This is a genomic window from Bacillus shivajii, assembly GCF_020519665.1.
Classification (GTDB): Bacteria; Bacillota; Bacilli; order Bacillales; family Salisediminibacteriaceae; genus Bacillus_CA; species Bacillus_CA shivajii.
Window position 1 is genome coordinate 3,938,564 of the sequence record NZ_CP084703.1, and the last position, 16,216, is coordinate 3,954,779.

Consider the following 16,216-nt stretch of genomic DNA (forward strand, 5'->3'; position numbering starts at 1 on the left):
CTCGCAGTAAAAACAATAGCTAAGAGTATTTACTCCAAGAAATATTCTACGATATATTTCGACGGACAGGACATCCTAATACCGAGCATGCCACAGGAAGTGGCGTAGTTCCGCAAGAAATCTGAAGCATAGCCTACCGAAAGCGAAGGATTTTTCAAACGGACATAATAACTTTTTCAGTGGCTATATGTTATACGAGGTATATCTCGAAGGTACCTCGTATCTCTTATTAACTGAAAACGAGGTAAGGCAAAAAAAGCGCCCGGCATATGCCCGGCACTTTCTTTATTCCATTCGACAAACTTCGGGAGGTGACTGGCACCTAGTTCAACTCTACATCTTGCAGTTGATAAATCCCTGATGCGTCTGACCAGAATCCTTCGACTTGGTCACTCACTCCCATCACGTGAGATGGGTGATATAAGAATACCTTTGGTGTTTTTTCAATTAAATAGTTTGTGATGTCTTCATATAGAGCTAATCGAGTATCCTGGTCTTGTTCGATACGTGCTTCGTATAACATCTCATCAAATACAGGGTCTGCCATTCTTACACTGTTTCCAATTCCGATATTGTCAGAGTGGAAGAGCATGTGTAACGGATAGTCTGCATCACCTGTCCCAAGAGATAGGCCAAGAATTAACATGTCGTGTGCACCAGCGTCTGTTTCATCGAGAAACGCGCCCCACTCAAGCACTTCGATGCTTACATCAATTCCAATTTGCGCTAACTCCGCTTGCGCAAGCTCTGCAATATCAATACGCTCGCGGCTATCGTTTGTCCATAATGATGCTTCAAAACCATCTTCATAGCCTGCTTCAGCGAGAAGGTCTTTCGCAGCATCAACGTCACGCTCAATTTTATCAACGTTTTCACTGTAACCGAAGTTTGTATCATTAATTGGTCCGAATGCTTCTTCCCCAGTACCTTCTAAGATTCCATCAAGAATGGCCTCTTTATCAATTACTTTTGCAATTGCGCGACGTACTTTCGGATTATCAAACGGTTCTTTTTCTAAGTTAAAACCAAGGTAAGAAATACTCGCGGCATTACGGATGTAAGGACTAACACGATCATTACCTTCTAAACGAGAGATGTCACTCGCGTTTACCGGATCGATGATATGTGATACGCCAGTTTCTAATTCACCAACACGCGTTAAATCTTCTGGGACAACTTTAAATGTGACAGAGTCAACACTTACTTTTTCACCCCAGTAGTCTTCATTTTTATCCAAAACAATTTGGGAACCGCTGTCCCACGTATTAAACGTGAAGTAACCAGTCCCGACTGGGTTTTCGTTCACATAGTCACCATACTGACCACCATCAGCGACAGCTTCATTGTCTCCTTCAATCACTTCGCCACTAATCATGCTAATGCCATAGTGCGCAAAGTGCGCCGGAAGTGGTGCAAATGGATCTTCTGTTACAAACTGCACGGTATATTCGTCAACGACATTAACGTCTTCAATGATCCCAACAAGAATTGTACGTGGGGAGCCAACTTCATCACTTAAGATTCTCTCTATGTTTGCTTTTACAACTTCTGCATTAAATTCAGACCCATCATGGAAATAGACATCTTCACGAAGCGTAAATTCCCAAACATTTTCTTCGATTGCTTCCCATTCTGTTGCTAGAAGCGGTTCAAGCTCCATATCTGAATTATGTTTTGTTAACGTTTCATAAATATTCGACTGAATGTTTCCTGAAGGAACATCACTCGTTAGATGCGGATCTAATGATGATGCATCAGATTGTACACCGACGACAAGGTCGTTTTCTCCTACATCTAATTCTTCTGTTCCTGTGTCTATTTCTGTTTCTCCTTCAGCCCCTGCTGTAGCATCTTGTTCTGGTTCACTCGCACACCCTATTAGTACAAGTGCCAATGCTGTTGAAAAAACACCGGCCTTTAGCGTCTTACTTTTAAACATATGATAAATCCTCCTGATCGGTATAATTATTCTCGAATATGATTATGTATACAAATTTACTATACTATCAGAACATTGTAAAGTGTATTTTTAAACATTTTTATGTATTATTAGTCTGAGTCGCGCTACCTAAAATCCGACTATACAATGTTGAAAAGGCGGATAGATCCAGCTCATCGCCTTAACTGTTCATTATTTTTATTCATGACTATTCATAGTTTATTAGTAGAATGTCATGGTAAAAAATACGTTTAACTTCAAAAAAATTATGCACCAATTATGAACCCTTCACTCCTTTCGACAAAACTCGGGAGGTGCCTGGCACCTCAAAAAAGCACCAGGCATAATGCCTGGTGCTTCAAAATCCACACTTTTTTTCTCTTTTTCGACAATACTTGGGAAGTCCCCGGTACCTTAATTATTTAATTCTACGTCTTGTAGTTGGTAAAGGCCTGATGCGTCTGCCCAGAATCCTTCTACTTGATCACTTACTCCCATTGTATGTGCTGGGTGGTATAAGAATACCATTGGCGATTGTTCAAGCAAGTAGTTCGTTGCATCTTCATATAAAGCTAGTCGAGTATCTTCGTCTTGTTCGATACGTGCTTCATATAGCATTTCATCAAAAACAGGGTCATTCATTTGAGAGCGGTTCCCGTTCCCGATACTATCAGAGTGGAAAAGCATGTGCATTGGATAGTCTGCGTCACCTGTTCCAAGAGTTAGACCTAAGATGAACATATCGTGCTCTCCTGCAGCAGTTGCATCTAAATAGGCACCCCACTCAAGAACTTCAATTTCAACATCGATACCGATTTGTGCTAGTTCAGCTTGTGTTAGCTCAGCAATGTCAATACGCTCACGGTTATCGTTTGTCCAGATCGTTGTTTCAAAACCATCTTCATAACCTGCTTCAGCAAGTAATTCTTTCGCAGCTTCGATGTCACGCTCTAATTTTTCAACATTTTCACTGTATCCGAAGTTAGTATTGTTTACTGGCCCGACTGCTTCTTCTCCAGTACCTTCAACAATTCCATCAAGAATTGCTTCTTTATCAACAACTTTTGCAACCGCTCGACGTACTTTCGGATCATCAAATGGCTCTTTTTCAACATTAAAACCAAGATATGTAATGCTCGCTGCATTACGAACATACGGCGCAACACCATCAGACGCTTCTAAACGGGCAAGGTCAGCCGGGTTAACTGGGTCAATGATGTGAGAAGCACCTGTTTCAAGTTCACCAATACGCGTTAAATCTTCTGGTACAACTTTGAATATTACAGAATCAACGCGAACATGATCGCCCCAATATTCATCATTTGGTTGTAAAGTAATTTGAGATCCGCTCTCCCAAGTGTCAAACGTAAAGAAACCAGTTCCGTATGGGTGTTCGTTTACGTAGTCACCATATTGAGCACCATCTTCAACTGCTGCATAATCACCTTCAATGACATCTGGGCTAATCATACTAATTGAATAGTGTGCTAAATGTGCAGGAAGAGGAGCAAAAGGATCTTCTGTGACAAACTGAACGGTATGATCATCAACAACGATCACGTCATCGATAATTTCTAATAAAATTGCACGTGGAGAACCTAAATCTGGGTCTAGTATTCTCTCAATATTTGCTTTTACGACATCTGCATTAAACTCTGTACCATCATGGAAATAAACATCTTCACGAAGCGTAAACTCCCACACATCTTCTTCGACCGCTTCCCATTCCGTTGCAAGGTAAGGCTCAAGCACCATGTCCGTGTCATACCTTACTAATGTTTCATAAAGATTTGTCTGAATATTCCCGGATGGAATATCACTTGAGGTATGAGGATCGAGTGACGTTGCATCAGAGAGCTTACCAATGATTAGGTCGTTATCCCCAGCAACAATATCTTCTGTTCCTATTTCAGTCTCGGTCCCTGCTTCTACTTCAGTACTAGCTTCTTCGTCTGGTTCACTTGCACAACCTATAAGCACAAGCGCCAATGCTGCAGAAAAAGCACCCGCTTTTAATCCTTTACTTTTAAACATGCAATACATCTCCCTATACGTAAAATTTTCAAAAAATAAAATGATGTATTCCAAATTACTATACTCAAATAGACTTGTAAAGTTATTTTTTGATAATTTCATTTTTTTAGACTGTTAGAAATACGCATTTAATTATGAAAACCTTTAGCGCTGACAAGTGGTGAAACGCTTACATAGGACTATATTATTATTTTAAAAAATCATTTACGGGACCATCCACTTCCCGCTTTTTGTCGAATATAAAAGTTGGTGAAAGATTCGTTTCATTTTTTATAAAATCACATCAAAAAACAGCCCAGGATATACAACACACTATACCTCCAAGCTGTTTTGTATCAATATCGTTTGTTTATTAAACAACACCATTAATCTTTTGTACTTGTATTGGTAATCCCTTGAACAAAATAACGTTGTAACGGTAACAAAATGAGAACTGGAATGATAATAGAAATGAGTGCTGCAGCAAACAATTCATTCCAATAAGTTCCTGTCTCAGTCCTCAGGTCACTTAAAGCTACTTGAATAACTCTGAATTCTTGCGTTCTTGTCGCAATTAACGGCCACATGAATGATTCCCATTGCTGAATAAAGAAAAGTAAAGCAGCAGTTACTGTGACGGGTTTTGATAACGGTAAGACAATATTAAAGTAAATCCTAAACCATGATGCTCCATCCATTCTAGCAGCCTCTAACAAGGGCTTGGGGATATCCATAAAAAACTGTCGATACAAAAAGATTACAAGTCCATTTGCAATACCTGGTACAATCAAAGCATAGTAAGTGTTGATCCAGCCAAGGCTGTTTACTAAGCTATATAATGGAATCGCAATGACCTCTTCTGGAATCATAAATGTAAGCAAAACTAACACAAATAACACATTTCTCCCCTTAAACTCAAATACACTTAACGCAAACGCAGCCATGGAGCAAACAAACAAACCAAAAATGATCGTTGCTGTCGTTACAAAAAAAGTATTAAATAAGACTCTACCAAAACCTCGAACAGAAAATAGATTAATATAAGCATCCAACGTTAAATCAGTAGGTATAAAGGTCCTCCACGTTATAGGTGACATATATCTAAAAATATCATCTAAGTGTCGGAATGATGACACAAAACCAAAGGCTAAAGGCATTATAACGATGAACGCTATTAGAACATGGATTAAATAAATCAACCAAGGAAACCCAGACTTTTTACGCATAAGTGTGACTCCTTTTTTATTAATGCTTAGGTCTTAATAACTTAAATTGGACGGTAATAATGATAATAGTCAAGATTAAAATTGTAACTACGATCGCTGAAGCTCTTCCCATATTCGAGTAAAGAAATGCGCTATTATAACTCTCAAGCATAAGTACATTTGTACTTTGATTCGGTCCGCCATTGGTTAATATATACATGGGGGAAAAAAGTAACATATTAGCTACGGTTACTGATACAACAACAAACGTTAATGGACGCTTCATCATTGGATAAGTAACATTTTTAAATTTTTGCCAACGGCTAGCTCCATCAATCGAAGCTGCTTCATATAAAGATCTAGGTACTTCTTGAAGTCCAGCTAGAAAAAATAATGCCCAGTATCCTACACCTCTCCAAGATGCAATTGCTATGAGTGAACCAAGTGCCTGTGATTCACTAGCTAAAAATGGCTGTGGGTCCAAGTTAAGTGAAATTAATATTGAGTTAATAACACCTTGTTCGGGACTCATCATAATATCCCACAATATTGCAGCTGTAGGGATTGAAACACAAACAGGGATAAAATTTACGCCACGAAAAAATGCAATTGATCTAATTTTATAATTTAATAAGATTGCCAAAGCAAAAGCGAGAACAATCTGAAGTGGATTGATGAGTAAATTAAACCATAAAGTAACTTTTAGTGAATTCCAAAAAACAGGATCAGTATAAAGTGAGAGATAATTTGCAATCCCTACAAATTTTAATTCAGCTGTTAAAAACTCCATTGTGTATAAACTCTGTATGAATGCACTAAATATAGGATAAATTTTGAATAAAATTAAACCTGTAATTGCTGGTAACAAAAATAAGTATGGTGTTGATATATTTTTTAGCATTTTCATATAATCACCTACATTTCATAAACAGCATATTTATAGCAAAAATATAGTGACCAAAATCCACAACGAATGCACTTTGTTTTTCAATAAAGCTTATAACGTCTGTGGAATATTGGTCACTACAAAATACCTACATCAAACAAGTTGAGTTACTATTCGTATCTAATTAGCAAATTATCTATAACATCAACAATGCTATCAAGTGCAACCTGCGGATCAGTACCATTCTTTATATCTTGTAATGCTCTGTTCATGTTTGTATCCCATTCCAAATATCCAGGTGTAAGCGGTCGTGGTGACGCTGTTTCTTCTGATTCACGCGCTGCCATACGCAGTACATTATTCGGAAACTCATCATACATCGGGTCATCATTAATTTCATTGATCAAATCAACATGTACAGGTAACGTAGCTCCTTCTTCAAACATGACATCTGCTCCATCACCTAATGTTAAATACTCTAAGAACTTTGCGGACGGGTCTTTATTCTCAGAGAATTTAGATATACCGATGCTCCATGACCCTGTCGGAGTCGCCACTTCTCCTCCCTCAAAATAAGGGTGTAACGTTACACCAAAGTCGACGTTACTATCTAGTAGTCTTGGTAAACCATGAGATAAGCCCAGGAACATCGCAACCCTTTCTGATGTAAAATAATCAATAGATTCTTCTTCATTGATCCTCGGACTAATACCCCATTCGTTGAACAAATTATAATAGAAAGTAAATGCTTCAACAGCTTCAGACGAGTTTGTATACCCTTTTGAAGTAAGTCCATCTTCACTAAGCATAGAGGCTCCTAAACTATCAGCTAAAGGAAGTAATTGGTAAGCTCGGTCTAACCGGTCAAATGTAAAACCATATACACCTTCATCTCTATCTGTCAGTTGTTTTGCTATATCTGTAATTTCTTCCCATGTTAACCGCTCCTCTTCACCAGGAAACGGGATGTCATTTTCTTCGAATAGGCGTTTATTATAGAAGAGAACTTGACTTGAATTGTTCATTGGTGCAGCCATAATTTCGTCATTATATGTTACCGTCTCTACAGCTGAAGTGACCCAATTTTCTTTTGCACTAGAACCTAGTAACTCATCTAACGGCTCGAGATAGCCTTTTAGTGTATAATTGGCAACTAAGGGAGCATCAACAAACAATAAATCGATATCTGATGATTGAGCGGACAGTCTTATTTCAATCGTTTCCATTAACTCATTAAATGGAGCAAGTTCTAGGTTAACCTCAATATTAGGATTTTCATTTTCAAATGCTTCAATCACTGCATTCAAACCAACTTCATAGTTAGAGTGCGCAAGTAAGTTAACCGTTTGTGATTCTTCTGTGTCTCCACTAGTTCCAGTTGAATCATTTGCTCCAGCTGTTTCTTCTGAATCACCACTATCGACCTCTTCTTCTCCTCCAGAACATCCAACGATCAGAGCGATGATCATAAAAATACTTAAAAATACTATGAATTTTGATGTGGATTTCATCTTTGAAATACCCCCTTAATTTTTGTAAATATCCTGCTGCTAAACCCCTCGTATTACCACTAATTAAAACCAAAGTTTTACTCCATTCTAAAAAGAAGCCAATAATCACTTAGTTACACACAAAAGATGAACTAGGATACCTGTTTGAAGCCACCTCCTTCGATGTAACTATATAGTATAAAAAATACTTCTTTTAAAACTGTTCAACTTCTTCTAAAGTAGGCAATGCAGTTTGTGCACCTTTTCTAGTGACAACAATCGCTGAAGTTTTATTCGCAAACTCAGCAGCTTCTCGATCGCTCAGTCCCTTTGTTTTTCCAACTGCAAATGCAGCTATATAAGCATCTCCTGCTGCAGTCGCATCAACGGCATTTACTTGATATGCCGGGATTAACCTTTCTTCGTCATCATTAATTAAATAGGAACCTCGACTCCCCATCGTCACAATAATTCTCCCTACCCCTTTTGCCTGCAAATGTTTAGCAGCGACTGCGATCTCCTGTATGGTTGCAACCGGCTTGCCTGTAAGGGCTTGTAATTCAGTTTCATTCGGAATAAGTGCGTATAGGTTACGTAATATTTCGTTTGGGACTTCCTGCATAGGTGCAGGGTTAAGGATGACTTCTTTGCCCATGTCAACTGCTAAATTAATCGAATATTCTACGACATCTAGTGGAATTTCTAACTGAATTAATATATAGTCGCTCTGTTCGATTAGGCTTTTCATCTCATCTATATCAGAGATTATTAGTTGATCATTAGCACCTGGAACAATGACGATCTGGTTGTCACCTTTGCCATCTACGTTTATAAAAGCCATACCTGTTGTACCATCTTGTTTTAAACCATAGGTTGAAACTCCGGCTTGGACTAAACTATTAATAAGTCCTTTACCATTTTCATCTGTACCTACCTTACCGATCATAGAGACGTTAGCCCCCAGATTTGCGGCTGCTACAGCTTGATTTGCTCCTTTTCCCCCATAACTTTGATGAAAATCTGTACTTAAAATCGTTTCACCAACTTTCGGCAAATGTGGTACTTTTGAAACAAGATCCACATTCAAACTACCAATAACGAGAATATTCCCCAAATGATCCCCCCCAGACCGAAAAAGTGTAACGCACCAGAAACGAACTGTAATCTGTTTTATTTTCTGTATTTTCGGATATTTCCAACCGTTATTATCTAAAGTATTGGATCGCTGACACGAGCAAATCAACAAAACGCTTACGATCAATATCGAACAAAACTTTAGCATTTTTATCTTTACCTGAGCGATGATTAATATCGACGACGGTTGCTCCTGTTGTTAACTTCCCTGCCGTTTCCACGGCAACATGACACTCAACCCCACTAAACAAATCCGGTTGAATAAGGTAAGCAACTGCACAAGGGTCATGCATGTGAGCCCCTTTGAAATAACCATCCTTAGATATATAGTATGGCGGTGAATGTACTGAAAAATATCTTAATAATGAAGCCATAATCTCACTAGTTTCATTTCCCACTTCTGCAATTCTATCGATATCTTTTGGCAACAATTTTGCATTTGATGTCACATCTAACCCGCTCATTATAATAGGTACACCAGAACGAAAAACGATATCTGCAGCTTCAGGGTCCACGAAAATATTAAACTCAGCTGTAGGAGTCCAGTTCCCTCCGAATCCTGCTCCTCCCATTAAGGAAATACAATCAATTTTTCCCTTTAGCTCTGGGTAAGAGGTTAATAAAATAGCGACATTGGTCAGTGGGCCTGTTGCAACGATCGTAATCTTTTGGTCAGCTTTTATAAGCACATCCTTCATTGCGTCTAGTGCAGAACGTTCGCTTATATTAAAAGTAGGAACCCCTAAATCCGCTCCATCTAAGCCAGATTCTCCATGGATGTTATCTGCAATGATTAGGTCACGAACTAATGGTTTTTCTGCTCCCTTCGCTATTTCAATATCATTTAATCCTATAAAACTAAGTAGCTTTTGAGTATTTTTTAATGTTTTCTCTTGCGTTTGGTTCCCCGCACTTGTCGTAATCAACTTCACGTCTAAAGCATCAGAAGATAAAGCTAACAGCAATGCCATTGCATCATCATGACCTGGGTCACAGTCAAAGATTAATTCTCTTTTCATCATGTTTCTCTCCCTTAAAATAGCTCGATAATTAGAAATAAACTAGATTTAACAGATCGTATTCTCTTTAGTGCTATTACGAACAATTAGTTCAGGCTCTAAATAAATGGAATGTTGAACGATGTCTCTACCTTTATTTATTTGTCTTAGTAGCATTTTTGCAGCAACTTCCCCCATTTGATATGCTAACTGATCAATTGTTGTTAGCTTAGGGTTTAATAGCTTGTTATATTTGAGGTTATCAAAGCCTACAACAGATAAATCATCTGGTATTCGTACCCCTAATTCTGTAGCAGCTTGATATACACCGAAAGCCATTAAGTCATTTAATGCAAAAATGGCGGTGACTTTTTCTTGAACTAGTAATTCTTTTGCTGCTATATATCCCCCCTCCATTTGGTAATCACCAGGTACAATGAGATTCTTATCAACTTTAATCTCGGATTCAGTAAGGGCTTTCAAATATCCATTAAGTCGTTCTTTCGAGTTCATAATATGGTCAGGACCTGTAATACATCCAATTTTATTATGATGTAAATCTATTAAATGCTTTGTAGCAATATATCCTGCCTTCTCATTGTTCACGTATACCCCGTGAAACATTTTGTTATCTAACCCTCGGTCCAATAGAACAACCGGTATATCAGATTGACTCACGACATCTTGAAATTTCCTATTTGCTTTTCCATAAGTACACATATATACAATACCGTCTACTTTTTTTTCTTTTATCAATCTTAAAGATTCCAATTCTTTCGATTCGTTTCCGTCAGTATTGTACAAAAACACACTGTAATTTGATTGGTTTACAATATCTTCTACCCCTCTGACTAACTCAGGAAAAAATGGGTTACGAACATCTGGAATAATTAGCCCTATCGTTTTCGTTTGCTTCGTTACCATACTTCTAGCAATCGAATTAGGACGATACCCTACTTCTTCAATGATTTCTAATATTTTTCTCCGAGTGTCGCTACCAATACCATCTTGATTATTAATTACTCTCGATACTGTAGTTATAGAAACATTAGCTCTTTTTGCAATATCTTTTATCGTAATATTCATCTGTTCTACCTCATCGTTTGACGTTTTACTTTAACGTTTTACTTTAACGTTTTACTTTAACGTTTTACTTTAACGTTTTACTTTAGCGTTTTACTTTAACGTTTTACTTTAACGTTTTACTTTAGCGTTTTACTTTAGCGTTTTACTTTAGCGTTTTACTTTAGCGTTTTACTTTAGCGTTTTACTTTAACGTTTTACCTTAACGTTTTACTTTAACGTTTTACTTTAGCGTTTTACTTTAGCGTTTTACTTTAGCGTTTTACTTTAGCGTTTTACTTTAGCGTTTTACTTTAACGTTTTACCTTAACGTTTTACTTTAACGTTTTACTTTAACGTTTTTCCTTACATGTTAGAGCGAGTAACTCCCCATTCGGTTTTTATTGCAGTACTTCATTTTTTTATAATGAGTGGAAATAAGCCTCTCACTGAAAGAATCTTGTTCGTTTAATAAGACTCTATTCTGTTAGGAGTTTAAATATTCATAATAAAATAAAAAGTCTACTTCCATAGATTATCCATACCTTCAAATAAGCTTTTTCATCTAATAACCGAGTAGGCGTCGCCATTACTGACCACGCCTCTCACAGAGCACACACGTGCGGATCTTCGCATGTGGCTCTTCCCATATATCCCTTCTAGAGATAACGTTCATCATGAACAGATGATAAACTTACGAGTCCCAGCTCTGAAAAGAACTCATTGTCTAACGCCGCATGAACCATTGGACTTTTGGAACTTCGCCAAGCAAACATACGGATTCCTCTGAGGTTTTCTTCCCTCCATCCCTTCCTTCTAAGAAGGCGATGGAGGTTCTTTATATGTCTCCAACTTCTAAGTTGTACCATTCTTAACCTTCTTCTTATCCAACTATCCCACTCTTTGAATTTGTTCTTCACATTGCCGTAGCGGAAATAATTTGCCCAACCTCGAATGTAGGGGTTCAGCTTGTCTTGGATAAGGAGTTGGATATCAACTGTTTGGTTCCTACGAGTAATTTCTCTCACTCGCTCCTTGAATTTTACCTCTTTCTTAGGGTCTATTCTTCGAATATTGCCAATGAATTCATACCCTAAGAATGTAAATGGCTCTTTCATGGCGTCGACAACTTTAGTCTTCTCTTGATTGACAGTTAAACTTAGTTCTTTCTCAAGAAATCTTGAGACACTTCGCATGACTCTTTCTGCACCTTTTGGGCTTTTACAAAGAATGATAAAATCATCCGCAAAGCGGACGATACGGTGACCACGTTCGGTCATCAGTTGATCAAGCTGATGTAAGTAGATGTTCGAAAGTAACGGACTTAACACACCACCTTGCGGAGCTCCCTCGGGAGTATCTTCGTAAAGATCCTCTACCATGACACCTGCTTTGAGAAAACGGTGAATGAGTTCGATAATAGACCCATCCGTCACTCGTTTCCTTATTTGTTGTTCCAATTTATCATGTGGAATCGTATCAAAGTAGGACTGTAGATCGGCATCAATGACATAATGGTATCCTGCTCTCAAGTGTTCAGTAACTTTGTCTAGAGCCATATGAGCACTTATCCTTGGGCGGAAACCATAACTACACGGAAGAAACTCTTCTTCGAAGATAGGTTCCAATACATTCCGTAGAGAAGCTTGTACGATGCGATCTTCCACCGCTGGTATCCCTAGTGGACGTTGTTTCTTCCCATTATCTTTATCGATCATCTTTCGTCGAACAGGTTTGGGTCGATATCGTTTACCTTTTAGCTTCTGTTGGAGCACTTCTAGATTGTCCTCCAGCTTTGCTTCATATCCTTCAATTGTTACTTTATCGACCCCTGGTGCACCTTTGTTCTTCTTTACTTGATAAAAGGCACTTACTAGATTCGCTTTCTTGTACACTTTGTCGTACAAACTGTACCATACACGTCTTTCCATCTGTTATTCCCCTTACGCCACTGCTTTCGTTTCTTCCTTTGCTTCTGCTTCTCCATATGAAATGTCGAACATATCAAGGTTGGTAGCCGATGGCAATACCTTATATTTCACATTTCGGCGATAGACGGTGTACCCTTCTGTTCCACCCTGGCATCAGCCCCCTTGGCTCTTGTCCAGCTTCTGTCTATTTCCGCAGTCATAAGTAAGCCTACTCACATTGTTCTTCTATGGGTCACGCCCTTCGCACGATTCCTCACCTTTTGGGTATAGGTTCGCAACTGTATCTGTGTACAGTTTCACTCATGTGCTGTCCTCGCTACTGTCGCCAGTAGGTCATTGGCATGAGCTTCTCCACTACTATGGCGATCTCTGACTTCTCCCTTTAAAGCTCATCTTGTGTCCTTGGCTTAGCCTTGTAACATCAATACCTACTTTAGGAAGCAGGGAGATCTCAATGGGTCACATCATGTACTTTCCCTCTAATCCAGCCCTCATAACACTTTGAGTTTCCAGCTATTCGGACTTTCTGTTCTCTTGCACAGTCATCCAACTCTCGTGCCAACATGGGATATCAGCTCTGTTCAGAGGTTTGCCTTCAGATCCTCCGCACGCTACTTCACAGTCAACGCACTATCTGTCAGCTAATGCTTGCCGGCTGGCCGATGCATTCGGGACTCTCACCCTTTAGCACATGTGCTGCCACTCGCGAAAAAAAACGCGATTCTATAAGAATCACGTTTTTCAGTAAAAAGGGAGATTAAAGAAATATTAGTAAATATATACGGGTGAAAAATATAGACCATTTATCTATTCAATTGATCCATCCCCATTTAATTAGAGTAACCGTTTAAAAATGAGACTCTCTGCCATCTTGTCACTTAACAAAAATTCCAAACGACACCATATGACGCTGCCAAACACCTGTGATAAAAATCGACTGTGGTTCGAGATCTTCAGGCACGAGAAACTCATGACCAGACAATGTTTCCTTTTGCGTCTGTCCATTTAATAAGTATGTAACTTCAATTTCAAAATTGTCATTTGGTTTATTTTCAAAGTAAACAGAAATCGTGTCTCCTTTTTCAACGTCCCAAACTGTATACTCTGAATCATTCAATATCCCTTTCGGTAACAGATAAGGGGCATTTGTACTCCGGTCACCAATTTCCGTCGAGCTATAGCTGCTCGCAGGATCAATCTCTTCCACTTGTTCACCATTAATCATTACAACAGGGGTTGGATGGCCTACTTCATCAAGCCGTTGTAGATCTTGTTCTACTTGATAATTATTCACCCATATCAGTGCTACTGTTATAACAACCATTGCTAGTGGCGCTGCAGATAATGCGGCCTTCAGCTTTGTGGAGTTCACATTCTTCCACTCGTCAAAAACAAAAAAACATGTCGCAACGATAATTGGCAAAACCGCAATCTCATTAACCCCACCAAAAAGGATATATCCAGCCACCGCAGCACTAAAAGTATGAATGGCAAAATTGACAGTGACCCTTACATAGCCACGTAATCTTTTCGTTATCATTCCCGCAAATATTGTCACTGGAAAGCCAATCAATAGAATAACCGGCACACCATAAATAGTAAAAAGTAAGACAAAGCTATAAATTTCATCAAGGGGCATGACTCCCTCTAACTGACTACTACCAAGATTCATGACAACTGGCCATAAAAACAATAACAGAATAAAAGCAATAATAGACTTTCCTGTTACAGCTGATTTTTTTAACAACATTGAAATCACTTCTCGTTTTAATATTTTTGATAAATATCTCAAGTAATATCATAGCACATGGATTAAATATTCATATTTGGTCTTGTTGCTTTTCAAACTCTCACACTAAGTTGCCCGTATTCCACCTTGATTGCACGTAAAGGACGTTATCTATGCTATACTTTCCCTAATAAAATGAAAGGAGCTTCAAAATGATCAGTCTATTATTTGTTGCGATATTATATTTTGTGACTTTCATCGGTGGGATTATCGGCATTATTTTTGGAATAGGAAGATTTATGCCTAACGGTGGGGCTCGTGCAAAGGTAGCCCTAGCATTTGCACTCGTCACTTTCGCTTTTGTCCATTTTTCTATGGGGTATCTCATTTACTTTTAAAATAAACACAAGCGCACCTATGTAAAGGCGGACTTCATTTATTGTCCATTAAATTTTTCCAATACATATTTATTTCTAAATAGGATTAAGAAGTTACAAGCACTTTAAGAAACTACTTAACTCATCGTTTGATTGAAATTTAAACGAGTAACCATAAGGAATCTCTTCTTTGCCTTTATTACGCCGTTTAGGGAACTGCTTAAGAGAAGTATTATGATACAAACTAAAAGACCTATCTACCAACTCATTTGCTTCTGTTGTTTGTGGATCTAAGACAATCGTGATCTCTTGGTTTGGCAGTAAGTAGATAACTTCGCCACTTGTGACATGCGCAAACTCAATAGATTTTGTTGTCCCCTTTGTTACTTTAAAACTATTTTCAATAAATGTTCTCTTTAAGTTTTCCATATTTGAAACTCCTTACGTATCCGAAAGTCTAGTAAATCAAATATAACATATTTTACCACGACTTATTAAAAAACGATGATAAAACCAGGCCCAAAATGGACCTGGTTTATGATAAACTTTATTCGACAAAAATCCGGGAGGTGCCTGGCACCTTATAGATGCACCGTCACGTCAGCATCTTCACGAAGTCTTTCAACTAGCGCTTGAGTTACTTCAGCTTCTTTTTGCATCATTAATTGTTGTTCAATCTCTGGCTTCATTTCTTCAAATGATGGCATTTCTGCTTCAGCTTCTTCACCCATTTGTGATTGCTGTGCAACCATCATATCATAAGCTTCTTCTAGCTCTTCGTCTGTTAGCTCAATGTTACCTGCTTCATTTGCAATCACTTCGTCAATTTTAACTTGAAGTTCGATTTGAGTCATAACTTCCTCTTCACTCATGCCTTGTTCCTCTAATGCAGCAAGGAACTCTTCCTCTGACCCAAGTCCATTTTGTGCAGCCAATTCAGCAAGTAGGGCATTCACCTCTTCGTCTGAAACTTCTATGCTAGATCTTTCTGCCTCTTGAATAAGAAGCTGTTGTCCAACCATACTATCAGCAATTTGTGCTTTTAATTGTTCTTCGTCAATCTCTTGACCTGTCATTTGTGCTTGCATCATCGCTTGCATATACTGCCCTTCATAAGCAGTGACAAACTCATCTCGCAAGATCTCTTCTCCATTTACTTCTGCAACAACATCAGGAATTCCATCTAAGTCGGGCTGAGGCATTTCATCCTCTGCGCCTCCTATTGCTGCTTCGCTATCTTCAGCAGGCTCTTCCTCCTGCGTATCTATGCCTTCGTTATTTCCTTCTTCTGTCTCATCAACATCACCACATGCAGTTGATACCGCCACAAGTGTAGCAAGTGATAAACTTAAAAACCATTTTTTCTTCAATGTCATTCCCCTTTCTATTCGTGCTGTTGGCATTTTAACATACACACAAAGTTTGTACATGGAGCCACCACGCAAAAAAACA

13 protein-coding genes are annotated in these 16,216 nt (G+C 38.5%); 1 reads left to right on the forward strand and 12 read right to left on the reverse strand.

The window, feature by feature from the left end:
* Positions 1–322: 322 nt before the first annotated feature.
* From LGQ02_RS18995 to LGQ02_RS19040, 10 genes are all read right to left on the reverse strand, one after another.
* Positions 323–1,939, reverse strand: coding sequence for a glutathione ABC transporter substrate-binding protein (locus tag LGQ02_RS18995; protein ID WP_226515850.1), 1,617 nt, complete (start codon positions 1,937–1,939; stop codon positions 323–325).
* A 414-nt stretch (positions 1,940–2,353) separates the two neighbouring features.
* Positions 2,354–3,973, reverse strand: a complete 1,620-nt coding sequence (locus LGQ02_RS19000) for a glutathione ABC transporter substrate-binding protein (protein WP_226515851.1) — start codon at positions 3,971–3,973, stop codon at positions 2,354–2,356.
* A 365-nt stretch (positions 3,974–4,338) separates the two neighbouring features.
* Positions 4,339–5,178 carry a carbohydrate ABC transporter permease gene (locus LGQ02_RS19005; protein WP_226515852.1) on the reverse strand — a complete coding sequence of 280 codons (840 nt, stop codon included), beginning with the start codon at positions 5,176–5,178 and terminating at the stop codon, positions 4,339–4,341.
* Between the two features lie 19 nt (positions 5,179–5,197).
* Complete coding sequence (locus LGQ02_RS19010; protein WP_226515853.1) at positions 5,198–6,064, reverse strand: carbohydrate ABC transporter permease; 867 nt, start codon at positions 6,062–6,064, stop codon at positions 5,198–5,200.
* Between the two features lie 149 nt (positions 6,065–6,213).
* Positions 6,214–7,554: a sugar ABC transporter substrate-binding protein gene (locus tag LGQ02_RS19015; protein ID WP_226515854.1), complete on the reverse strand. Its 1,341-nt coding sequence runs from the start codon at positions 7,552–7,554 to the stop codon at positions 6,214–6,216.
* Positions 7,555–7,747: 193 nt separating this feature from the next.
* The gene (rbsK, locus tag LGQ02_RS19020) at positions 7,748–8,647 is read right to left on the reverse strand and encodes a ribokinase (RefSeq protein WP_226515855.1); all 900 of its coding nucleotides are present in this window, start codon (positions 8,645–8,647) and stop codon (positions 7,748–7,750) included.
* Positions 8,648–8,738: 91 nt separating this feature from the next.
* A complete protein-coding gene (locus tag LGQ02_RS19025) occupies positions 8,739–9,689 on the reverse strand; it encodes a nucleoside hydrolase (protein ID WP_226515856.1) in 951 nt (316 codons plus the stop codon).
* Positions 9,690–9,734: 45 nt separating this feature from the next.
* On the reverse strand, positions 9,735–10,751 hold the full coding sequence (locus tag LGQ02_RS19030; RefSeq protein ID WP_226515857.1) for a LacI family DNA-binding transcriptional regulator: 1,017 nt from the start codon (positions 10,749–10,751) through the stop codon (positions 9,735–9,737).
* 635 nt (positions 10,752–11,386) lie between these two features.
* Positions 11,387–12,658 carry a group II intron reverse transcriptase/maturase gene (ltrA, locus tag LGQ02_RS19035; protein WP_226515160.1) on the reverse strand — a complete coding sequence of 424 codons (1,272 nt, stop codon included), beginning with the start codon at positions 12,656–12,658 and terminating at the stop codon, positions 11,387–11,389.
* Between the two features lie 874 nt (positions 12,659–13,532).
* Entirely contained in the window at positions 13,533–14,408 is an 876-nt protein-coding gene (locus LGQ02_RS19040) for a hypothetical protein (RefSeq protein ID WP_226515858.1), read from the reverse strand.
* A gap of 191 nt (positions 14,409–14,599) precedes the next feature.
* Between LGQ02_RS19040 and LGQ02_RS19045 the strand changes: the two genes are divergently transcribed.
* Positions 14,600–14,785: a hypothetical protein gene (locus LGQ02_RS19045; RefSeq protein WP_226515859.1), complete on the forward strand. Its 186-nt coding sequence runs from the start codon at positions 14,600–14,602 to the stop codon at positions 14,783–14,785.
* Between the two features lie 93 nt (positions 14,786–14,878).
* Here LGQ02_RS19045 and LGQ02_RS19050 read toward each other — a convergent pair whose 3' ends face one another.
* Both LGQ02_RS19050 and LGQ02_RS19055 read right to left on the reverse strand, forming a co-directional pair.
* Complete coding sequence (locus LGQ02_RS19050; RefSeq protein WP_226515860.1) at positions 14,879–15,193, reverse strand: hypothetical protein; 315 nt, start codon at positions 15,191–15,193, stop codon at positions 14,879–14,881.
* Between the two features lie 152 nt (positions 15,194–15,345).
* Positions 15,346–16,134 carry a SurA N-terminal domain-containing protein gene (locus LGQ02_RS19055; protein ID WP_226515861.1) on the reverse strand — a complete coding sequence of 263 codons (789 nt, stop codon included), beginning with the start codon at positions 16,132–16,134 and terminating at the stop codon, positions 15,346–15,348.
* Positions 16,135–16,216 lie beyond the last annotated feature (82 nt).

Bases quoted from the DNA above. Each gene is read 5' to 3' on its own strand.
- LGQ02_RS18995 (WP_226515850.1), bottom strand. From the start codon at position 1,939: ATGTTTAAAAGTAAGACGCTAAAGGCCGGTGTTTTTTCAACAGCATTG.
- LGQ02_RS19000 (WP_226515851.1), bottom strand. From the start codon at position 3,973: ATGTTTAAAAGTAAAGGATTAAAAGCGGGTGCTTTTTCTGCAGCATTG.
- LGQ02_RS19005 (WP_226515852.1), bottom strand. From the start codon at position 5,178: ATGCGTAAAAAGTCTGGGTTTCCTTGGTTGATTTATTTAATCCATGTT.
- LGQ02_RS19010 (WP_226515853.1), bottom strand. From the start codon at position 6,064: ATGAAAATGCTAAAAAATATATCAACACCATACTTATTTTTGTTACCA.
- LGQ02_RS19015 (WP_226515854.1), bottom strand. From the start codon at position 7,554: ATGAAATCCACATCAAAATTCATAGTATTTTTAAGTATTTTTATGATC.
- LGQ02_RS19025 (WP_226515856.1), bottom strand. From the start codon at position 9,689: ATGATGAAAAGAGAATTAATCTTTGACTGTGACCCAGGTCATGATGAT.
- LGQ02_RS19030 (WP_226515857.1), bottom strand. From the start codon at position 10,751: ATGAATATTACGATAAAAGATATTGCAAAAAGAGCTAATGTTTCTATA.
- ltrA (WP_226515160.1), bottom strand. From the start codon at position 12,658: ATGGAAAGACGTGTATGGTACAGTTTGTACGACAAAGTGTACAAGAAA.
- LGQ02_RS19040 (WP_226515858.1), bottom strand. From the start codon at position 14,408: ATGTTGTTAAAAAAATCAGCTGTAACAGGAAAGTCTATTATTGCTTTT.
- LGQ02_RS19045 (WP_226515859.1), top strand. From the start codon at position 14,600: ATGATCAGTCTATTATTTGTTGCGATATTATATTTTGTGACTTTCATC.
- LGQ02_RS19050 (WP_226515860.1), bottom strand. From the start codon at position 15,193: ATGGAAAACTTAAAGAGAACATTTATTGAAAATAGTTTTAAAGTAACA.